A 21,559-nucleotide genomic window follows, 5' to 3' on the forward strand; every position below is an offset into this window, starting at 1 on the left:
CAAGCTTGGAGGGAAAGGCGACGGCAGTGGGGTTCTCCACCGCGTCACATTTCCTCCTGGATCAACTCCACATTCAGGCCCAGGGACCGAAGTTCCTTCACCAACACATTGAAGCTTTCTGGAATGCCGGCTTCGAAATTATCGTCACCACGCACAATCGCTTCATAGGTCTTGGTACGCCCAGACACGTCATCCGACTTCACCGTCAACATTTCCTGCAGGGTATAGGATGCGCCATAGGCTTCCAGTGCCCAGACTTCCATTTCCCCGAAGCGCTGACCACCGAACTGCGCCTTACCACCCAGCGGCTGCTGCGTAACAAGCGAATAAGGACCAATCGAACGGGCGTGGATCTTGTCATCGACCAAGTGGTGCAGTTTCAGCATATAGATGATGCCGACTGTCACCGGACGTTCAAAGACTTCACCGGTCCGACCATCGGTCAACCAGACCTGACCGGACTTCTGCAAGCCCGCCTTGGTCAACATATGGTTGATGTCGTCTTCCCGTGCGCCATCGAAAACCGGCGTGGCGATCGGAATACCGCGGGTCAGGTTGTTGGCCAGCTCAAGAAGCCCAGTATCATCCAGACTCTTCATTTCAGACTGGATCTCATCGGTTTCGTAGACACCATCCAAGGTTTCCCGAAGCGCGGTAATCTTGCCGCCTTCCTTATAGGATTCCAGGGCGCGGGCGACTTCATTGCCCAGGCTGGCGCAGGCCCAACCCAAATGGGTTTCCAGAATCTGCCCCACATTCATACGACTGGGCACCCCAAGTGGGTTCAGCACGATGTCGACATGGGTCCCATCTTCCAGATAAGGCATGTCTTCGATCGGCATGATCTTGGAGATAACACCCTTGTTGCCGTGACGACCGGCCATCTTATCGCCGGGCTGCAGCTTACGCTTCACCGCAACGAAGACCTTGATCATCTTCATGACGCCTGGGGGCAATTCATCCCCGGCCTGGACCTTTTCGACCTTATCGTCGAAACGGGCCTGAACGCGGGCAACGCTTTCGTCAAACTGCTTGCGCAGAATGTCCAGGTCGTCATTGGTCGCAGCATCATCCACCGCGATCTGGCGCAACTGACCATTGGTCAGCTCATCCAGGGCGGCCTGTTCAGCAACAGACCCGGTCTTGAAGCCCTTCGGCCCGGCCGTGACTTTCTTGCCTGCAATCATTTCCAGGAAACGGCTGCGGAAAGACCGCTCCAGAATGCCGCGTTCATCATCGCGGTCCAGAGCCAGTTTTTCAATTTCAGCGCGTTCAATTGCCAGCGCACGTTCGTCCTTGTCCACCCCACGGCGGGAGAAGACGCGGACTTCAACAACCGTCCCCTTGGTGCCAGGAGGCATGCGCAGGGATGTGTCACGAACGTCAGAGGCTTTTTCACCAAAGATCGCGCGCAGCAGCTTTTCTTCCGGGGTCATTGGGGATTCGCCCTTGGGCGTTACCTTTCCGACCAGGATGTCGCTGGCTTCGACTTCGGCCCCGATATAGACGATACCGGCTTCGTCGAGGTTCTTCAGAGCCTCTTCACCGACATTGGGAATATCGCGGGTGATTTCTTCCTGACCCAGCTTGGTATCGCGGGCCATGACTTCGTATTCCTCAATATGGATCGAGGTAAAGACGTCATCGCGCACGATCCGTTCCGAAATCAGGATCGAATCTTCGAAGTTGTACCCGTTCCAGGGCATGAACGCGACCAGCACGTTCCGGCCCAGGGCCAGTTCGCCCAGATCAGTGGACGGGCCATCACCGATGATATCGCCTGCGGAAATGTGATCCCCGACACGAACCAGCGGGCGCTGCGTGATGCAGGTCGACTGGTTGGAGCGCTGGAATTTCAGCAGGTTATAGATATCGACCGAGCTTTCCCGCGCTGCATCCGGATCGGTCCGGCGCACAACGATACGGGTCGCATCAACCTGGTCAATGATCCCATCATGCTTGGCAACGATGGCAACACCGGAGTCTTTCGCCACACGCGCTTCCATCCCGGTCCCGACCAGCGGGGCGACGGATTGCAGAAGCGGCACGGCCTGACGCTGCATGTTAGAGCCCATCAAGGCACGGTTCGCATCATCGTTTTCCAGGAACGGGATCAGCGCCGCAGCAACCGACACCAACTGGCGCGGTGATACGTCCATCAGATCCACATCCTGCGGCCGGGCGACCATATAGTCCCCACGGGCGCGACACTGCACCAGATCCTCGATCAGCATGCCATTGTCATCAACGGTGGAGTTTGCCTGCGCCACGGTGTAGCGGGTTTCTTCCATCGCGGACATATAGATCACCTCGTCGGTGACCTTGCCTTCGACGACACGACGATACGGCGTTTCAATAAAGCCGTATTTATTCACACGGGCATAGGTAGCCAGGGAGTTGATCAACCCGATATTCGGGCCTTCCGGCGTTTCAATCGGGCAGATACGACCGTAATGGGTCGGGTGCACGTCGCGCACTTCGAACCCGGCACGCTCGCGGGTCAAACCACCCGGGCCAAGCGCCGAAAGACGACGCTTGTGGGTGACTTCCGACAGCGGGTTGGTTTGATCCATGAACTGCGACAGCTGCGAAGAGCCGAAGAATTCACGCACAGCCGCCGCAGCAGGCTTCGCGTTGATCAGATCATGGGGCATAACGCTGTCGATATCGACAGAGCTCATCCGCTCCCGAATGGCGCGTTCCATGCGCAACAGACCGATGCGGTATTGATTTTCCATCAATTCCCCGACCGAGCGCACGCGCCGGTTACCCAGGTGATCGATGTCATCAATTTCACCGCGACCGTCTTTCAGTTCCACCAGAACCTTCATGATATGCAGAATGTCTTCCCGGCGCAGGGTGCGCTGGTGATCCGGCACGTCTTCCAGGTCAAAGCCCAGACGGGAATTCATCTTTACCCGGCCCACAGCCGACAGGTCATAGCGTTCTGAATCAAAGAACAGGCTGCGGAACAGCGCTTCTGCCGTTTCCAGCGTTGGCGGCTCGCCAGGGCGCATCACGCGATAGATATCGACCAGCGCGTCTTCACGGCTGATATTCTTGTCAGCCGCCAGGGTATTGCGAATCCACGGGCCGACAGTAACCAGATCGATATGCAGGGTTGGCAATTCGGAGATACCGATATCCACCAATTGCTGCAGGTTCTCTTCGGTCAACTCATCCCCGGCTTCGACGATGACCAGACCGTTGGATTCATCAATCAGGTCTTCAGCGACATAGCGACCGATCAGATCTTCCTGACGCGCCAGGACTTCCTTCACGCCCTGTTCCGACAGCTTCTTGATCAGACGCGGGGTAATTTTGCCTTCCGCTTCGATGATCACTTCGCCGGATTTGGCATCGACCAGATCATGGCGCAGTTTTTGACCGCGCAGACGTTCCGCATCAAAAGGCGTTTTCCAGCCTTTCTTGGTCAAGGAATACGTTACAGTGTCGTAAAAGGCCTTCAGGATGTCTTCTTTTGACATGCCCTGGGCCAGACCCGGATCCAGCGTTTCGCCTTCCTTGGCCAGTGCTTCACGCTTGGCAGCGGTTTCTTCATTGTCCAGCGCCAATAGCAGCGTCGTCGCCGGCAGTTTGCGGCGGCGATCGATACGGACATAGGCAAGGTCCTTGGCGTCGAATTCGAAATCCAGCCAGGAACCGCGATACGGGATAACGCGGGCGGCAAAGAGATATTTGCCGGACGAATGGGTCTTGCCCTTGTCATGGTCAAAGAACACACCCGGCGAGCGGTGCATCTGAGACACGATCACACGCTCGGTGCCATTGACGATGAAGGTACCGTGCTCCGTCATGAGCGGGATATCGCCCATATAGACTTCCTGCTCTTTGATATCGCGCAAAGAGCGGGCACCGGTTTCCTCATCCACGTCCCAAACCACTAGGCGCAGCGATACTTTCAACTGCGCGGTATAGGTCAGGCCCCGTTGGCGGCATTCCTCAACGTCGTATTTCGGGCGCTCTAATTCATAACGCACAAATTCCAAACGGCTGCGATCAGAAAAATCCTTGATCGGGAAGACGCCATTGAACACTTCCTGCAGCCCGACAACCTGTCGGTCCTCCAGCGGCACGCCGCTTTGCAAAAAGGCATCATAGGAGGTCTTTTGAACTTCGATCAGGTTGGGCATTTGCGCAACTTCGCCAAGACGCCCAAAACTTCTACGGATACGCTTCCGACCGGTGAACGACATCGCCATCTCGTTCCTCATCCTTCATCTGTTTGCACCCGATCCGCCACACCGCACCGCCTTGCACGGGCGCGGGAGATCAATGCGGTAAAATTCCGACCCGACCCAATTCCATCCAAACGACGCGCGTCTGTGCGGTGGGTTCGCCCCGGTTTCGCACCCCATTTTCCCATCCATCGCCGCATTCGCAGCGCGCCGGGACTCTGAGGCGCGTCGAGGGACGACGCCGAATGGCCTCGCCCCCCTTGTAAACGCCGTCGCAAGAGGACCCCGGACCAGGCCGGTTTGTCCCCTTGCGACGTAACCCGATTACTTCAGCTCGACGGTAGCGCCGGCTTCTTCGAGTTGCTTCTTCAGCTTCTCGGCTTCGTCCTTTGCAACGCCTTCCTTTACGGCTTTCGGCGCAGCTTCGACGAGGTCTTTAGCTTCTTTCAAGCCCAGGCCGGTGATGGCACGGACTTCTTTAATGACGTTGATTTTCTTTTCGCCTGCGGCGGCCAGAACAACGTCAAAGGAGTCTTTTTCTTCAGCAACCGGTGCAGCATCGCCGCCACCAGCAGCCGCTGCGACAGCAACCGGTGCTGCAGCAGAAACGCCCCATTTTTCTTCAAGCATTTTCGAGAGCTCAGCCGCCTCGATGACGGTCAGGTTTGAGAGCTCGTCGGCCAGTTTCTCTAGATCAGCCATTTCAATTCACTCCTAAGGCAGTTGTGTTGACTCGTGATTGTCCCGAGCCGCTCCTCAATTTGAATTCCCATACGCTGCGAACACGCGCGCCAACTGACCACCAGGTGCCTGAAGCACGCCAGCAATCCGTGTGGCAGGGGTCTGAATAAGTCCCACAAGCTTGCCCCGCAATTCGTCCAGCGATGGCAGTTTTGCCAACGCTACGACTTGTTCGGCATCAAGCCCGGAGCCATCCAGCCCCCCGGCAACGATTGAAATCTTCTCATTGGTCTTCTGGTAGTCGGTCACCACTTTGGCAGCCGCAACCGGATCTTTTGAGAAGGCAATCGCCGTCGGACCCGTGAACACCTCGTTCAGGTGCTCAAACTTCGTTCCCTTCAGCGCCAAACGAACGAGCGTGTTTTTGGTTACCTTGTAACCAGCACCCACGTCGCGCATCTTCTGCCGAAGGTCCGAGACTTCTGCTACGGTCAAACCTGATTGGCTGGTAACAACCACCAGGCTGGCCGTTTCAAACGTCTCGTGCAGCTCGGCGACCAGGGCTTCCTTTTTTGAACGGTCCACTGATCGTCTCCGCTAGTTTGGTTCCGCCGGATCCACACGGGGTCTATTGGAACCGGTTTTCAAAATCGAACGCGCCCACGTGACGCGCCCGCCTTCCTGCCCGGGAGGATGGAAATGACCAAGAGCAATCCGTCGCCGAACCGAACTCAATCATCCTTTATTCCAGTCCTACCTATCTCATGACGGCCAGAAGGCCTGCTTAAGGTCAGGTTGGCGAAATCGCTTTTCCAACCACCGTCAATCTCGGACAGATATTTACAGCATGATCCCCAGATGGGTCGGCGATCATGCTGCGCACTCTCCAGGACGATGGCCCAAAGGCCACCACCCTGAATTCTTCAGCCGCAGGTTATTGCGGTTGTGCCGATGCCAGGTCCAGCTTAATGCCCGGACCCATGGTCGACGAAATCGATACCTTCTGAATGAAGGTGCCTTTTGCGCCCGACGGCTTGGCAGTCTGGATCGCACCAACAAAGGCACGAACATTTTCTGCCAATTGATCAGGAGAGAAGCTCAACTTGCCAATACCGGCATGCACGATCCCGGCCTTTTCGGCACGGAACTGAACTTCACCCGCCTTCGCAGCCTTCACAGCATCCGCCACGTTTGGCGTTACCGTGCCCAGCTTCGGGTTCGGCATCAGGCCGCGCGGACCCAGCACCTTACCAAGGCGACCAACGATGGCCATCATGTCCGGGGACGCGATGACACGGTCGAAATCCATCATGCCGCCCTGTACTTGTTCCATCAGGTCTTCCGCCCCGACGAAATCAGCACCGGCTGCCTTGGCTTCATCCGCTTTATCGCCACGCGCAAACACGGCCACACGCACCGTTTTACCCGTACCGTGCGGCAGGGCGCACGCGCCACGGACCTGCTGATCCGCATGGCGTGGGTCAATGCCCAGATTCAGCGAAATTTCAATGGATTCATCAAAATTCACCTTTTTCGCCTTGGTCAGGAACCCAACCGCTTCTTCAAGACCATATTGCTTGTTGCGGTCCAGGCCCTCATAGACGGCCTTCATTCTTTTGCTCAGCTTTGCCATGACCGTTACCCCACAACCGTAATGCCCATGGAGCGCGCAGAACCCTTAATGGATTCCATCGCTGCTTCCACGGAGACAGCATTCATGTCTTTCAGCTTGGTTTCGGCAATCTCGCGCACCTGGGCGAGCGTCACCTGACCAACCTTATCCTTGTTCGGCACACCAGATCCTTTGCCGATCTTGGCGGCCTTTTTCAGGAAATAGGCTGCCGGCGGGGTCTTGGTCACAAAGGTAAAGCTGCGGTCTTCATAGGCCGTGATCACAACAGGGGTCGGCGTGCCGGGTTCCATCTGTTGAGTCGCGGCGTTGAAAGCCTTACAGAATTCCATGATGTTAATACCGCGCTGACCCAATGCAGGACCAACTGGCGGAGACGGGTTTGCTTGCCCCGCCTTGATTTCGAGCTTGATGTAGCCCGCGATTTTCTTCTTTGCCATTTCGAACCTCTATCTCTCTTTGTTGACATCGACGCCTCACCCTTCAGGGGCAATCTTCCGATGCTAGGTCACGCCGCGGGTGTAACGGCCCCCGGTGGTCTTTTCCGGGACAGGCCTACCGCGACGGTTTTTCGATCGCTATTGCCGATCCGAACTGCCTCAGAGTTTTTCAACCTGAGAATATTCGAGATCAACCGGTGTCGCGCGACCGAAGATCGACACCAAAACCTTAAGCCGGGCTTTTTCTTCATCCACATCTTCAACGGTGCCGTTAAAGGAGGTGAAGGGCCCGTCGCTGACACGCACCTGCTCGCCAATATCAAACGTGATCGACGGTTTGGGCCGATCAACGCCTTCCTTGACCTGCTCCAGAATGCGCATTGCTTCTTTTTCCGAAATCGGCGACGGACTCTTATCCGCGCCCAGGAAACCGGAAACCTTTGCCGTGTTGCAGACCAGATGCCAGGTCAGATCGTTCATTTCGCAATGGACCAGCACATAGCCTGGGAAGAACTTGCGCTCTGCGTTCACTTTCTTGCCGCGGCGCATTTCGACAACGGTTTCGGTCGGAACCTCAACTGTTTCGAACATATCTTCCAGGCCCTGTGTCTTCACCTGCTCCATGATCGACTCGGCGACCTTTTTTTCCGAGCCCGAATACACGTGCACTACGTACCAGCGTTTCGCCACGTCCAACCTCTCGTTCCAACACGGGACCGCATGACCGTCATGCGCATCCTTTAATTTCCATTCAAAATTCCAGGCTTACTGCCCAAGAATCAATTGCACCAAAAAGGCGATCACGCCGTCCACGGCCAGAAAAAACAACGCCATGATAACGACCATAACAAACACCATCAGGGTCGCGACGCCGGTTTCCTTGCGGGTGGGCCAAGTGACCTTATTGGCCTCTTGCCGAACCTGCCGGACGAACTGTGCGGGATTTGTCTTCGCCATAATCCTTCGTTCCACCTTATCGCGCCGCCTGGGGTACGCCCTTGCGGTTATGCTTTTACCTATGTTGGGCGGTTTGATTTCTCAAGCCACCTGGGCTCTGGACAAGGCGCCCGAACCACTTCAATCTTCATCCCACAGGCGCCCCGTCAGATCGCGTCTGATTTCGCCATGCGGAAAACGCGGGAACTGCGCCCCGCGAAACCGGCGTGGTTTAAGCCCTCTGAGCCCAGAGTACAACACCCGAAACGCAAAAAACGTGTCCACACCATAAAAAAGTCACGCGCACCCGCGAGCAAACTCGGCGGATGCAACGGTGACTTTTTCCACTCCCACCTCAATCTGACCAATCAAGCAATTGATCTGATTAAGAAATCTGGCAGGGGCACAAGGACTTGAACCCTGGACCTACGGTTTTGGAGACCGTCGCTCTACCAACTGAGCTATACCCCTTCACGCGAACGTGTACTGTGCTGTCACAGGTGCGGGGATCTTAAACAATCCCCGCACTTTGACCAAACCTTATATGATACCCTTACTTAATGATCGACGCGACGACGCCTGCACCGACGGTGCGTCCGCCTTCGCGGATAGCAAAGCGCAGACCTTCGTCCATGGCGATCGGGGCGATCAGTTCGACCTGCATCGATACGTTATCACCCGGCATCACCATTTCCGTGCCTTCCGGAAGTTCGACCATACCGGTCACATCCGTCGTGCGGAAATAGAACTGAGGACGATAGTTCGTGAAGAACGGTGTGTGACGGCCCCCTTCATCCTTCGTCAGAATATAGGCTTCGCCCTTGAACACCGTGTGCGGCGTGATCGAGCCCGGCTTCGCCAGAACCTGTCCGCGTTCCACATCATCCCGGCCAACACCGCGCAACAGCGCGCCAATGTTGTCGCCCGCTTCGCCGCTGTCCAGCAGCTTGCGGAACATTTCAACACCCGTCACAACCGTCTTCTGCGTCGCCTTGATGCCGACGATTTCAATTTCTTCGCCAACCTTGACAATGCCCGTCTCAACGCGGCCCGTCACAACAGTCCCACGACCAGAGATCGAGAACACGTCTTCGATCGGCATCAGGAACGGACGATCCTTCGGGCGTTCCGGCTGAGGGATATAGCTGTCAACAGCCGCCATCAGTTCCAGGATCTTCGCCTTGCCGATCGCTTCGTCACGGCCTTCCAATGCTGCCAGGGCAGAACCGGCAATAATCGGAATATCGTCGCCAGGGAAATCATAAGACGACAGCAGGTCGCGCACTTCCATCTCAACCAGTTCCAACAACTCTTCGTCGTCAACCTGGTCAACCTTGTTCAGGAACACAACAATCGCAGGAACGCCAACCTGGCGGGCCAGCAGAATGTGTTCGCGGGTCTGAGGCATCGGGCCGTCCGCTGCGTTCACAACCAGGATCGCGCCATCCATCTGTGCCGCGCCCGTGATCATGTTCTTCACGTAATCCGCGTGGCCAGGGCAATCAACATGCGCATAGTGACGCGCATCCGTCATATACTCAACATGCGCCGTGTTGATCGTGATACCGCGCGCCTTCTCTTCTGGCGCCTTATCAATGTTCGCGTAATCCATGAACGACGCGCCGCCGGTTTCCGCCAACACTTTCGTGATCGCTGCCGTCAACGTCGTCTTACCATGGTCAACGTGACCAATCGTGCCGATGTTGCAATGCGGCTTCGTACGCTGGAACTTTTCCTTACCCATGTTCTCCGCTTCCCTACCGTTTGCGACCGATCCGGATCGCTGATGACCATTGCCTTGCGAAAACCCGCGACAGGCACCCTTAACCAACTGTTCGGGCCGACCAATTGCGCCGACTTACTGGAGCGGGTGAAGGGAATCGAACCCTCATAGCCAGCTTGGAAGGCTGGAGCTTTACCATTAAGCTACACCCGCAAAAAACATAGCCACAGGGCCAAGTCTTTTGCCCTATGACACCGCACATCACGACAAATCAGCCAGCCTACAGGGTCACAGCCCATCAGGCGCTCGTCGGTGGTGGAGGGAGTTGGATTTGAACCAACGTAGGCATAGCCAACGGATTTACAGTCCGTCCCCTTTAACCACTCGGGCATCCCTCCACGATACCGACGCAGCCGTGTCGCACGGCGAAACGGGGTTTAGTGTTCCCTCCCGTTCTTGTCAACGGACAATATCTGGAAAACATGCAACTATTCTAAGGGACTTGGTCATATCGCAGAAGACTGGGTCATATCGCAGGAGACTGGCATATTTTGTATCTTGCTCTCTTGCCGCAGCGCAGACTTCATCGTAAGAGCCATGTCATGATAAAACACACTCCTTCTAAAGGCCCCGCCAGAGATGCACGCAAAGCCGGGCATTTTGGAAAGAAGGCCCCCCGTGATCCCGGCTCCACTGAAAATGCCGCCGGCCAAAAATCAAACCGTGGAAAAGAGGCCCGAAAAGGTGGCCCGAAGGTTCCTGGCGGCAATCGCTATTGGTTGACGGGAACCCATCCCGTTCTGGCGGCTTTGGCTAATCCAGAGCGCCGGATCAATCGTCTGCTGGCGACAAAAAACGCTTTGGAGGTGATCCAGCAGGCCGCAGAACAGCGAGGCATCACGCCGGAAGTGGTGGACCGCAACGAGATTGAACGTCTGACCGGCCCGGATGAGGTTCATCAGGGCCTCGCCCTGGATGTCTTTCCGCTGGAGCCCCTGGCGTTGACAGACCTTCCCGATGCGCAACAGGGCCACCCCATCCTGATCCTGGATCAGGTGACCGATCCCCGCAATGTTGGCGCAATCTTAAGATCTGCCGCCGTTTTCGGGGCCGCAGCGGTCGTCGTCCAGGATCGGCATGCCCCGCCGGAAACAGCCGTGCTGGCAAAGGCGGCGTCTGGCGCGCTGGAAACCACCCCGCTTGTCCGGGTGGGGAACCTGGCCCGTGCAATGGCAGATATCAAGCAATTGGGATATTGGACCGTGGGTTTATCTGGTGCAGCCCAGGAAACCTTATCCGCCCTGCCGACGGACCGACCCATCGCCCTGGTATTAGGGGCGGAAGGGGACGGCATGCGCAGGCTGACTGAAGAAGCCTGTGATAAAATTCTGAAAATCGCCATGCGACCAAACGCGGTGGGATCGCTGAATGTCTCCAATGCAGCCGCAGTCGCCCTTTTTGCCGCTGTAAATTCTCAGCCACAGAAGATAGAGGATTGATTTTCACCGCCAGCAAGGCTAGACCCCATCCAAATAGTCGTGAGAGCGCTATGGGCCGGATTAGCTCAGCTGGTAGAGCAGCGGTTTTGTAAACCGAAGGTCGCGGGTTCGACTCCTGCATCCGGCACCAGTTTTCTTCTGAAATTAAAGGGTGCGGCGCTGTTTTTATGGCACCCTGTTACCCTTCTAACCAAAAGATCCAGAGCATTTTAAAAGACCTTTCTTTCTAGAATCTGTTTCAATGCGGATCACTCTGGCAAATTGACTAGGAAGAGATATCCCATTGTTCCATCCGTTGAGGCGCATCCGCGCCATCCTTTCGCTAGGCGTAACGGGCCTGCTGTTCGCGCTGGCAATGCTGCCTTTGAAATCTACAGATTTCATTGATTTTAGTCTCTTACCCTTTTTATACATCCTGCCTTTTATTGTGGTTCTGCTTCTGCTGACCGCCATCATCGACGCGTGTCACAGCCACCGCTTTCAAATGCGACTTTCTAACCCCGCCAAAGAATGGCGCGCTCTGCCTTCCTTAATATGTCGCGGGCTGTTTGTGACAACCTTTGGAAGCAGAAGCGATGTGGGTCCACAAACAGCGCATGGGACGATTCAAGGCAGGCTTGGCTGGATATTGATTTCAGGACTTATGGCCCTGTTGGGACTGTGGATCCTATGTCGGGAATACCTAACCACATCAATCAATCTGGATATCCAAGTTTGGCAATTCGGTGCTGCCATAACCTTGGCAGGCCTGTTGAGCCTGTGGTGGGGCAGGCGGTTTCATTTTGCGCGACTGCAGGCTGCTGGCGATGTCCCGCTGGTCCTGAAACAGTTCTCAAGAGTTGTAATCTGCAGTCTTGTTTCACAAGTGCTGGCTCTGATCAGCTTTTCCCTTATCTTGCGCGCATCTGGTGCCGATACCGATTTCACCATTCTGTTGGCTGGCGCCGCTGTGGTTTGTTTCGCCGCTGCCTTGCCGATCGGATTGAACGGCTGGGGCGTTCGTGAGCTCGCGGCACTCTTTGTTTTTGGCATATCTGGGGTAAGCCCCGGTATCTCCGTCTTGGCCGCCATCACTTTTGGGCTGGGCCAAGCCGTCGCCTCCGCCCTAATTCTGGCCCTCTTTCAAACAACACCAAGAGATAGGGTGAGAAACGAGACACCCCCTGAATCCGGCCTAAAATTTATACATTTGATGCACCCGTCCAGCGGTAACATCGCCCGGACTACGACAACCGCATCGCTTGTCTTATGGTTTGGCCTGTTCGCGGCCATTTTGTTGTTTTTCCAGTTCAAATTTACGTTAGGTGGCTTGACCATCACCCTTAACCTGGCAGACCCCATCGCCTTAGGGTTTCTTGCTACCGGCATCATATTCGTGGCGTTCAGGGTGAATGTGATGTTCAGATTGCCGCGCCTTGCCTGGTGCTGGCTTGCGGGTATGACCATAATCCTTGGCCTGACATTTCTGATCGGCGTTGATAAGTTTGGTGTGACGTCCTGGGCACTGACAAACCGACTTGCCGGATGGGTCGTGCTTATGGGATATGCGGTCTGTGGCGCAGCAATAATCACCGTCTTCGGCGCTGTTGGCCGCAAAAGAATGCTGGAAACCATTCTAGCAACCACGGTATCGGTAGTTCTTGTCCATAGCTGCGCACGACTTGGCTATGCCTCCGGACTTCTGGACACTCAGCCACCGCTCAATTTTGAGGGATTCGCCACGAATCGGAACAGTTTCGCTTTTCAGACTCTAATCGTGTTTGGCCTCTGCATCGCCACCTTTAAACCAAACAAGCAGTTACCCGGTGCCCTTTTTACAGTTGCAATCACGATTTTGATTTATGCCATTCTGCAGAGTGGCTCCTTGACGGGAATCATTTCGACCGTGATCCTGTCACTGATTTTGGGGTTTCACTTAAAACATCAGCGACGCCGCCTGTTGATAGCCGCAATGTCGGCGCTGGTGCTTTGGAAGGTTGGGGGTGTCCTGGCGACCGAGGCAATCGACTACATACAGAGTATCATGTCTCCTCCTTCAGTACCGCGTGACAGGCGATTCCGCGCAATCACGCACCTGCTTTTCATTGAAAGTTCGATCACGGCGCGATTGCTGTCCGTCCAGGCCGCGCTGCAGGCTTTCCTGCAGAACCCTGTCTTCGGGGCTGGTCTGGGATGGGGCATTCATTCCATCATGAGTGCCACCGGAGAGAAAATTGTTATCCACTCAACGTATTTGTGGATTCTTGCTGAAACCGGTCTTGTCGGCTTTATCGGTGCCTTTTGGTATCCGTGCATGGTTCTACTACCCAAGGTTCGGGACCTCATCACACACCATTCAAATCAAGTTCGAATGGTTTCCATAAAGGCGGCACCAGGGCTTTGGGCACTGGTTATCAGTGTTTGTTTTGGCCTGTTCAGCATTACCCATGAAATTGGGTATCAGAGACTGTTATGGCTGATGATCGGCGCTGCATGCGCAATACCGATCGGCGCCCGCAGATCCAAGACTGCTCGTTGATTGAAAGTCGTCGATCAAAATATATCTGCCAGAGTGATGCGACCCGTTATGCTGTAATAGACAGTCGCTGAAATCTCATAGCCTAAGATACGCCACCGGGACAGGCCACTGACCGTTGGCAGGAAATCCGCCGCGTCTATTACAGCAGCAGGCCCCGAACCGGTCGGCCAGAAACGAACATCGGAAACACCCGCCGCCCGCAGGCAAGCCACAGCACGCCGGGAGTGGATCATATCAGTGACAGCATACAGCCCCGTCCATCCGTTCTGCCGCAGGATCGCATAGGAATTATTGGCGTTTTCCCATGTGTTCAGAGACTCCCTTTCGACATAAATTTTGCCCGAAAATCCTCTAAAATTCAAAAATTCTGCTATGGCTTCGGCTTCTGATCGGCCTTCCCCATGAGTGATGCCCCCCGAAATCAATAGAGGGGTGCCAAGAGTGTTTGCCAACCACATTCCCTCAAACCCACGCATCAATGAATTGCCGCTGGGCCAGATGTTCCCATGGTCGTCAGAGCCCAACCCGCCCCCAAAAACCAGAACCGCCATATTGGGCGAGGGTTGTGACAGGCCGAAATCCTGCGCCTCCACAGCCCATATTTCTGATGCGATCCTGGAAGACACCGGCAATGACAGCACAAGAAGAAGCAACGCTGACAGTTTCAGCAGCAGATTGCCACGCCTCAAACCCTGACGGATGCACAGAAACAAGACCCCCAGAAGCACACCCCAAAGAGCCAGATTAGGAAGAATATCAGCGCCGAATGATTTCATCCCATGACCTTATTGGATAATTGTGCTCTCGATGGCACCGGATGCGGGCGGGGGCGTATTACCCAATCGCCGGAGAAAGTCCTGTTGCGCCGCCAATTCCTGCCGTTTCAGGCGGATGAGTTCCCGCAACTCAGGATAGGCGCCCTCTGATCCCTGGACCGCCGCGCGATAGGCATCCTTTATTCCTGCGCGGGCCGCAAATTCACGGGCGACGGCATTGTAATCATCCGGGGCAGCCGGCGTGCTGCCATCCTGGGCCATATCCAGCCATCGATCTACTGCGCGGCTATCCAACCCGGTCGCCGGGTTTTCCCGGGCATTTTCCATCATAGCCGACGCAACATTGTACTGAGCCGCCGGCAAGCCATTCTGCGCCGCTGCGATCAGCCAATCCATCCCCTGCGTGCGGTCATTGGGATCCGTGGAGCGACGCAAGGCAAGACCGACCAGATTCCGGGCCTGAATATCGCCATCCTGGGCCAACAGGCGCAATTTGGCCAGGACATCCAGCCCACCCCCGGCATTCAGTTTCAGGCGCAAGGCCTGTACTGTATCCCCCGGCTGTAGGACAGGATCAGAGGCGACCGCAAGCGACGGCGCCTGCGCCGTTGTCGGGATTGGAACCGACAGACCCGCCAATGCGTCCTGTGCCAGTTGGGCCCGCCTGTCCGCATCCAAAGATCGCGCCAGGGCATCGCGCTGATCCGCCGCCCCGTGCGCCCCCAATGCCGTGGCCCGGACGAACCAGAAATATGCCTGATCCAGATCCTTGGAAACACCATAGCCATTGGCCAACATCCACCCCAGATCCAAGGCTGCGGGTGGATAGTCCTGTTCGGCGGCAGCCCGCAGCCACCGAACCGCCTGAAAATCGTCCTGCCCGACACCATCGCCGGATTCATAGGCCAGGCCTAACTGATACTGAGCCTCTGCCTTGCCTGCCGCTGCCCCCGCCTGCAGGGCAGCAATATCCGCCGCATACCCTGCCGTGCTGATACCAAACAGGATCACAATCACAGACACGAAACGCAGAATGAGGGAATTGGGCATGGCTTTCATGGCGCTGTTTTGACCCCCAGGCCACCCTGTTGGCAAGCCGATATCGGATGGACGTGGTTCCGAATCACAGCGTAGAGTGACTTGTGTTGAAATTCTATTGAGAAATTGAGGCTTTCATGGCTGAGGAAAAGGGCGGCGAGGAAGAAAACGGCGCTTTGGCCGCCGCCGCTAAAAAAGTGATCGGCAAGGCGAGCAACAGCAGCGCGGTCAATAAAATCTCCGTCGATATCACGGCGGTGCTGGGCACTGCTGAAATGAAAGTCGCAAACTTGCTGAAAATCGGGCGCGGCGCCGTGATTGAATTGGACCGCAAGGTTGGCGATACCGTTGAGGTGCGCTGTAACGGCATGCCGATCGGTCGGGGCGAGATTGTCGTGGTGGACGATCACCTGGCCGTATCATTCACCGAAATCTACAACAAATCCCAAATCGACGATTAGGCTTTAGCCTTTTAGAATTTGGAACAGGAATACGCCGGATTCGGGTTCGCTTGCCTCCAGGCTGTGGCCAAAAGTCTCACAAAACGCGCGAATATCCGCCGGAGAGCCAGGGTCTGTCGCACGAATGTCCAACCGGTCCCCCGGCGCCAGTCCCTTAAGTGCCTTGCGCGCCTTCAAAACCGGCAGGGGACATTTCAGGCCCGTTGCATCCAGTTCAACTGTCTTCATGTAACGATCCGCTTCCATTTATCGCAATTAACATAAATCAACGCACATTTTTTGTCTGTTGCCCGGATTGACGACAGGGGCAGGCGCGGGCCATTGTGGGGATGGTGATTAACTCAGCAATCACATTTACCTAGGCGGCCTGCGCACTGCGCGTTTCTTAAGATATCGTTGGGGGATATCTTAAACGCAAGGACACCGCGCCGCAAATGGGGGCCGACGCGCAGATGCATATATACCTGCCGATCGCCGAGATGTCGGTGAATATCTTCCTCATTCTGGGGATGGGCGCGGGTGTGGGGGTCATGTCGGGTATTTTTGGGGTCGGGGGCGGCTTTCTTATGACCCCCCTGCTGATTTTTCTGGGCGTCCCAGCCCCGGTGGCTGTCGGCACGGGCGCAAATCAAATTATCGCCTCTTCCGTGTCGGGCGTTCTGGCGCATTGGCGGCGGGGCAATGTTGATCTGATGATGGGCCTGATGTTGCTGTCAGGAGGTGTGGTCGGATCGACACTGGGTGTTTTCGTTTTCAAATTCCTGCAAACGCTGGGTCAGATCGACCTGGTCATTAAGTTATCCTATGTGATTTTCCTGGGCATCATCGGCGGCCTGATGATGGCGGAAAGCCTGCGGTCCCTGCTGCGGTCCCGCAAGAAATCCGGCGGTCGCATGCAGCGCAAATTGCACCAGCACAATTGGATGCATGGCCTGCCGCTGAAGTTCCGATTTCGAAAGTCAAAGCTGTATATCAGCCTTCTTCTGCCCATCGGGATTGGCTTCCTGGTAGGAATCCTGACCGCAATCATGGGGGTCGGCGGGGGCTTTGTCATGGTGCCGGCAATGATTTACCTGTTGGGTATGCCGACCAATGTTGTGGTAGGGACATCCCTGTTTCAGATTATCTTCGTCAGCGCCAATGCGACATTCTTTCAGGCCACATTAAATCAGACCGTGGATGTGGTTCTGGCGATGTTGCTGTTAATCGGCGGAGTCATTGGGGCCCAGTTCGGAACGAAGATAGGGGCCAAACTGAAAGGGGAGCAGTTGCGCAGCCTGTTGGCCGTAATGGTGCTGATGGTCTGTGGTAAGTTGCTGTTTGATTTGGTCATCACGCCTGATGACGTGTATTCGATTGTCGCGGTTAGCGACAAGGCGGGGCCGCAATGATCGCAGTCCCGTCTCCCCCTGCCTTTCGATTGCGCCTGTCCTGGCCGCGCTGCATTCTGAGCCTGTTTTTATTGATCCCAGCATCACTCAGCGCGGATGAGCCTTTGGTCGCAGACCTGGACAACCATCTGGTCGCGATAACCGCAGGTTTCACCGGCGAGGAATTGTTGTTATTTGGAACGATGCAGGGCGATGGTGATATTGTCGTTGTCGTCCACGGGCCAAAACAAGATATCGTGGCGCGTCGGAAAGACCGAGTGGCCGGTATCTGGATGAATACAGAATCTGTTGAGTTCAAAGGTGTTCCGTCCTTCTACAGCGTCGCCACGACTGCAAAATCCGGACTGGATTTACCTCCCAGCGCATTGCGACGGCACCAGATCGGCCTGGAAAACATTCGCCTGCAAACCGATGATATCCTCAGTCAGAAGGACTATGACCAGTTTGCCGCCTCCGTCTTGCGAAACAAGGTCGCCATCGGCCTGTTCAGTCCAGATGCGGGCGTGGTTGAACGTCGGGGCCGACAGTTGTTTCGAGCCTCGGTCCTGATCCCCACCAATGTGCCTGTTGGGACCTATACGGTCGAAACATTGCTGGTGCGCGATGGTCAGGTCGCCGCAGCCCAGACAACGCCCCTGTTTGTGAACAAGGAAGGTTTTGGGGCGCAAGTCTACAGAACAGCTTACATGCAACCGGCCTTATATGGCCTGGCCGCGATCTTCATTGCCGGATTTGCCGGATTGGCTGCCAACTGGATCTTCCAGAAACTGTAACCGCGACGTCAGTATCAATTTGTTAAGGTAGGATAATGTCAGGACCCTTTACGACCGTTCAAGAGCAGGTGGATGTTACCCCAAACGCCATTGATCGGACCGAATACACAACATGCTATATGTGTGCCTGTCGCTGCGGTATCCGCGTCCATTTCAAAAATGATGAAGTCCGCTATATCGACGGCAATCCTGATCACCCGATCAACAAGGGGGTCTTGTGCGCCAAAGGGTCCGCCGGGATTATGAATTACAAATCCCCGGGGCGTTTGACAAAGCCCCTGAAACGCGTTGGTCCGCGCGGATCCGGGGAGTTTGAGGAAATTGAATGGTCCGAGGCGATGGACCTGGCGACAGACTGGTTGTCAGATGTCCGCAAAACAGACCCCAAGCGATTGGCTTTCTTTACCGGGCGTGACCAAAGCCAGTCGCTGACCGGCTGGTGGGCCGGGCGGTTCGGGACCCCGAACTTTGCTGCCCATGGCGGATTCTGTTCGGTCAATATGGCCGCGGGCGGGCTGTATTCCATCGGCAGTTCCTTTTGGGAATTTGGCGAGCCGGATTGGGAACGCACCCTGTATTTCATGATGTTTGGCGTCGCTGAAGACCATGACAGCAATCCAATCAAAATGGGCCTGGGCCATCTCAAAAGCCGCGGCGAGGCAAAGTTTGTTTCGGTAAACCCGGTAAAGACAGGCTATTCCGCGATTGCCGATGAATGGGTTGGCATTCGGCCTGGGACAGACGGCCTGTTCGCCGGGGCGCTGATCCATGAATTGCTGGCGGCGGAGAAGATCGATTGGGATTATCTGGCACGCTATACCAATGCCCCCTGGCTGGTCATTCAGGCACCAGGCACAGCCGATGACGGCCTGTTTGCCCGTGACCGCGATGGAAACCCCCTGATCCTGGACGGCAAAACCAACAAACTGGTCAGCGCCCTGGAAGCAGGCGGTTCCCCGGTGATGAGCGGCAGCGTCGATATTGCCGGTCAGCGGGCGGTCCCCGCCTTTCACCTGATGGCGAAACGGTTTCTGGATAAAAGCTATTCACCGGAAGAAGCGGAAAAATCCTGTGGCGTGTCCGCTGAAACGATCCGACGGATTGCCGCTGAATTGGCCCATGCCGCGTTTGAGCGCAGCATAGAACTGGATGTCGATTGGACCGATTGGGCCGGGCGCAAACAGACCAAGATTATTGGTCGACCCGTCTCCCTGCATGCCATGCGCGGTGTCTCCGCCCATTCCAACGGGTTTCATACCTGCCGCATCCTGCATTTGCTGCAAATGATCCTGGGCACGATTGATGTGCCAGGCGGTTTTCGCTCCAAGCCACCCTTCCCACGCCCGGTCCCGCCGGGACCAAAACCGGCCGGCCATAAATCAGAGGCCAACAAGCCCCTCGAAGGGATGCCATTGGGCTTTCCCACCGGTCCGGAAGACCTGCTGATCAATCCGGACGGCACGCCCAAACGCATCGATAAGGCCTATAGCTGGGAACATCCGCTGGCCGCCCATGGCCTGATGCAAATGGTCATTCACAATGCCTGGAAGGGCGACCCCTATCCCATTGATGTGCTGTTTATGTATATGGCCAATATGGGCTGGAACAGCTCGATGAATGTGCCAGGCGTGCTGCATTACCTGACCGATACCAATGAGGATGGCAGCTATAAGATTCCCAAGATCATCTATTCCGATGCCTTCTATTCGGAAACAGTGCCCTATGCCGATCTGGTGTTGCCCGATACGACCTATCTGGAGCGGTGGGATTGTATCTCTCTGCTGGACCGCCCGATCTGCAGTGCTGAGGGACCAGCCGATGCGATCCGCCACCCGGTCGTCCCGCTGGACCGCGATGTGCGGCCCTTTCAGGATGTGCTGATCGAATTGGGTGCACGCCTGAAACTGCCCGGTTTCGTCACAGCCGATGGTACTGCCGCTTATCCCGGCGGCTATCCAGATTATATCACCAATCACGAACGCGCGCCCGGCATTGGGCCGCTGGCCGGATGGCGCGGTGAGTTTGGCACGGATCAAGGCCGGGGCGCGCCCAATCAAGGCCAGTTACAGCGCTATATCGACAATGGTGGATTTTGGGAGGACCCCTTTACGGAATCCGAATCCTGGATGAAGCACGGCAATAAGGACTATCTGACCCGCGCCCATAAAATGGGCTGGATTCCGTCCACGGACCGCATTGTCATGCAGATATATTCCGAACCTTTGCAAAAGTTCCGACTGGCAGCCCAGGGATTTGGCCCCGCCGTGCCGCCAGACCGCCACAGGCACCGCGTCGAAACCTATTTCGATCCAATCCCCTTCTGGTATCCGCCGTTTGAAACTACGGCCACAGCACAGGACTATACCCTGCATGCCATCACCCAGCGCCCGATGCATATGTATCACAGTTGGGGGGGGCAAAATGCGTGGCTAAGACAGATCACCAATCAAAATCGCCTGTATCTGCATCCCGAAACCGCCGCGACCATCGAGGCCGGCGATGAGGATTGGGTCTGGATCATCAGCCCCCAGGGCCGCGTGAAAGCCCAGATCAAAACCATGCATGGCGTTGAAAAAGGCACCATCTGGACCTGGAACGCGATTGGCAAGCGTAAGGGGGCCTGGGGCCTGAAACCCGGTGCACCAGAGACGGAGAAAGGGTTCCTGCTGAACCACATCATACCGGAATTGCTGCCTGCCCAGGGCGACGGCTTCCGCTATGCCAATGCCGATCCGGTGACGGGCCAGGCTGCCTGGTATGATTTGAAGGTGCGCCTGGAAAAATGCCCCGAAGACGAGGCCGGGGCGACAGAACCTATGTTTGAGCGGTTTGAGGTGCCTGAACTGGCCCCAAGCGCAGTCTCCGCTGACGGCGTCTTGCGCTATGGCAAGGATCTGCACCCCGATCCATCCGGCAAACCCGCCGCCCCAATGGCGGAATGGATCGGCAATCAAAAAGGCCATAAAGAGGGAGGAAATCAATGACCGCCCCAATCCAACCACAAAGTGCCGTCATTCCCGCGAAGGCGGGAATCCAGAGCCGCATCGCACCAGTCTTCGGGCCGCTCTGGACCCCGGATCACGTCCGGGGTGACGAAGATAGGGGCCGGTGGGTTCCTCATAAGCGTAACACCACGGGAGGGACACAGTGACCGCCCCAATCCAACCACAAAGTGCCGTCATTCCCGCGAAGGCGGGAATCCAGGGCCGCATCGCACCAGTCTTCGGGCCGCTCTGGACCCCGGATCACGTCCGGGGTGACGAAGATAGGGGCCGGTGGGTTCCTCATAAGCGTAACACCACGGGAGGGACACAGTGACCGCCCCAATCCAACCACAAAGTGCCGTCATTCCCGCGAAGGCGGGAATCCAGGGCCGCATCGCACCAGTCTTCGGGCTGCCCTGGACCCCGGATCACGTCCAGGGTGACGAAGATAGGGGCAGGCGGGTTCCTCATAAGCGTAACACCACGGGAGGGACACAGTGACCGCCCCAA

Annotated in this window: 18 protein-coding genes and 4 tRNA genes; 7 read left to right on the plus strand and 15 right to left on the minus strand. The window is 56.2% G+C overall.

The features are described 5' to 3' along the window. Positions 1-44 precede the first annotated feature (44 nt). From rpoB to ACOSDM_RS13935, 11 genes are all read right to left on the minus strand, one after another. On the minus strand, positions 45-4,223 hold the full coding sequence (gene rpoB / locus ACOSDM_RS13885) for a DNA-directed RNA polymerase subunit beta (RefSeq protein WP_420725137.1): 4,179 nt from the start codon (positions 4,221-4,223) through the stop codon (positions 45-47). Positions 4,224-4,523: 300 nt separating this feature from the next. Then, the gene (gene rplL / locus ACOSDM_RS13890) at positions 4,524-4,901 is read right to left on the minus strand and encodes a 50S ribosomal protein L7/L12 (RefSeq protein WP_420725138.1); all 378 of its coding nucleotides are present in this window, start codon (positions 4,899-4,901) and stop codon (positions 4,524-4,526) included. Positions 4,902-4,955: 54 nt separating this feature from the next. Beyond that, the gene (gene rplJ / locus ACOSDM_RS13895; RefSeq protein ID WP_420725139.1) at positions 4,956-5,465 is read right to left on the minus strand and encodes a 50S ribosomal protein L10; all 510 of its coding nucleotides are present in this window, start codon (positions 5,463-5,465) and stop codon (positions 4,956-4,958) included. Between the two features lie 349 nt (positions 5,466-5,814). Further along, positions 5,815-6,513 (minus strand): 50S ribosomal protein L1, encoded by a 699-nt coding sequence (rplA, locus tag ACOSDM_RS13900; RefSeq protein WP_420725140.1) that lies wholly within the window; start codon positions 6,511-6,513, stop codon positions 5,815-5,817. Between the two features lie 5 nt (positions 6,514-6,518). Next, the gene (gene rplK / locus ACOSDM_RS13905) at positions 6,519-6,950 is read right to left on the minus strand and encodes a 50S ribosomal protein L11 (protein ID WP_420725141.1); all 432 of its coding nucleotides are present in this window, start codon (positions 6,948-6,950) and stop codon (positions 6,519-6,521) included. A gap of 159 nt (positions 6,951-7,109) precedes the next feature. Continuing rightward, positions 7,110-7,640, minus strand: coding sequence for a transcription termination/antitermination protein NusG (gene nusG, locus ACOSDM_RS13910; RefSeq protein WP_420725142.1), 531 nt, complete (start codon positions 7,638-7,640; stop codon positions 7,110-7,112). 75 nt (positions 7,641-7,715) lie between these two features. Beyond that, positions 7,716-7,907 carry a preprotein translocase subunit SecE gene (gene secE / locus ACOSDM_RS13915; protein ID WP_420725143.1) on the minus strand — a complete coding sequence of 64 codons (192 nt, stop codon included), beginning with the start codon at positions 7,905-7,907 and terminating at the stop codon, positions 7,716-7,718. A 374-nt stretch (positions 7,908-8,281) separates the two neighbouring features. Then, a tRNA-Trp gene (locus tag ACOSDM_RS13920) sits at positions 8,282-8,357 on the minus strand. Positions 8,358-8,439: 82 nt separating this feature from the next. Further along, the gene (tuf, locus tag ACOSDM_RS13925) at positions 8,440-9,630 is read right to left on the minus strand and encodes an elongation factor Tu (RefSeq protein ID WP_420725130.1); all 1,191 of its coding nucleotides are present in this window, start codon (positions 9,628-9,630) and stop codon (positions 8,440-8,442) included. A gap of 118 nt (positions 9,631-9,748) precedes the next feature. Beyond that, a tRNA-Gly gene (locus tag ACOSDM_RS13930) sits at positions 9,749-9,822 on the minus strand. A 100-nt stretch (positions 9,823-9,922) separates the two neighbouring features. Next, a tRNA-Tyr gene (locus ACOSDM_RS13935) sits at positions 9,923-10,007 on the minus strand. A 204-nt stretch (positions 10,008-10,211) separates the two neighbouring features. Between ACOSDM_RS13935 and rlmB the strand changes: the two genes are divergently transcribed. The 3 genes from rlmB to ACOSDM_RS13950 all read left to right on the plus strand — a co-directional run bounded on the left by rlmB (position 10,212) and on the right by ACOSDM_RS13950 (position 13,626). Beyond that, positions 10,212-11,108, plus strand: a complete 897-nt coding sequence (gene rlmB / locus ACOSDM_RS13940; protein ID WP_420725144.1) for a 23S rRNA (guanosine(2251)-2'-O)-methyltransferase RlmB — start codon at positions 10,212-10,214, stop codon at positions 11,106-11,108. 54 nt (positions 11,109-11,162) lie between these two features. Further along, a tRNA-Thr gene (locus tag ACOSDM_RS13945) sits at positions 11,163-11,238 on the plus strand. A gap of 447 nt (positions 11,239-11,685) precedes the next feature. Then, positions 11,686-13,626, plus strand: coding sequence for an O-antigen ligase family protein (locus ACOSDM_RS13950; RefSeq protein ID WP_420725145.1), 1,941 nt, complete (start codon positions 11,686-11,688; stop codon positions 13,624-13,626). A gap of 14 nt (positions 13,627-13,640) precedes the next feature. Here ACOSDM_RS13950 and ACOSDM_RS13955 read toward each other — a convergent pair whose 3' ends face one another. Both ACOSDM_RS13955 and ACOSDM_RS13960 read right to left on the minus strand, forming a co-directional pair. Next, on the minus strand, positions 13,641-14,402 hold the full coding sequence (locus ACOSDM_RS13955; protein ID WP_420725146.1) for a YdcF family protein: 762 nt from the start codon (positions 14,400-14,402) through the stop codon (positions 13,641-13,643). 9 nt (positions 14,403-14,411) lie between these two features. Next, positions 14,412-15,461 (minus strand): tetratricopeptide repeat protein, encoded by a 1,050-nt coding sequence (locus tag ACOSDM_RS13960; protein ID WP_420725147.1) that lies wholly within the window; start codon positions 15,459-15,461, stop codon positions 14,412-14,414. Between the two features lie 116 nt (positions 15,462-15,577). Between ACOSDM_RS13960 and fliN the strand changes: the two genes are divergently transcribed. Then, entirely contained in the window at positions 15,578-15,901 is a 324-nt protein-coding gene (gene fliN, locus ACOSDM_RS13965) for a flagellar motor switch protein FliN (RefSeq protein ID WP_420725148.1), read from the plus strand. Positions 15,902-15,904: 3 nt separating this feature from the next. Here fliN and ACOSDM_RS13970 read toward each other — a convergent pair whose 3' ends face one another. After that, positions 15,905-16,129, minus strand: a complete 225-nt coding sequence (locus tag ACOSDM_RS13970; RefSeq protein WP_420725149.1) for a sulfurtransferase TusA family protein — start codon at positions 16,127-16,129, stop codon at positions 15,905-15,907. A 224-nt stretch (positions 16,130-16,353) separates the two neighbouring features. Between ACOSDM_RS13970 and ACOSDM_RS13975 the strand changes: the two genes are divergently transcribed. The 3 genes from ACOSDM_RS13975 to ACOSDM_RS13985 are packed head-to-tail and all read left to right on the plus strand — an operon-like array spanning position 16,354 to position 21,049. After that, entirely contained in the window at positions 16,354-17,292 is a 939-nt protein-coding gene (locus ACOSDM_RS13975; RefSeq protein WP_420725150.1) for a sulfite exporter TauE/SafE family protein, read from the plus strand. Next, positions 17,289-18,065: a TIGR02186 family protein gene (locus tag ACOSDM_RS13980; protein WP_420725151.1), complete on the plus strand. Its 777-nt coding sequence runs from the start codon at positions 17,289-17,291 to the stop codon at positions 18,063-18,065. The genes ACOSDM_RS13975 and ACOSDM_RS13980 overlap by 4 nt, the downstream gene beginning before the upstream one ends. A 35-nt stretch (positions 18,066-18,100) precedes the next feature. After that, positions 18,101-21,049 (plus strand): molybdopterin oxidoreductase family protein, encoded by a 2,949-nt coding sequence (locus tag ACOSDM_RS13985; protein WP_420725152.1) that lies wholly within the window; start codon positions 18,101-18,103, stop codon positions 21,047-21,049. On the opposite strand, the gene ACOSDM_RS13990 is transcribed toward ACOSDM_RS13985, so the two are convergent. Beyond that, positions 21,043-21,186 (minus strand): hypothetical protein, encoded by a 144-nt coding sequence (locus tag ACOSDM_RS13990; RefSeq protein ID WP_420725153.1) that lies wholly within the window; start codon positions 21,184-21,186, stop codon positions 21,043-21,045. The genes ACOSDM_RS13985 and ACOSDM_RS13990 overlap by 7 nt on opposite strands. Positions 21,187-21,559: the final 373 nt, after the last annotated feature.

The sequence above is a fragment of the Hwanghaeella sp. LZ110 genome, from assembly GCF_048892525.1.
Lineage (GTDB): Bacteria > Pseudomonadota > Alphaproteobacteria > UBA8366 > Aestuariispiraceae > Pacificispira.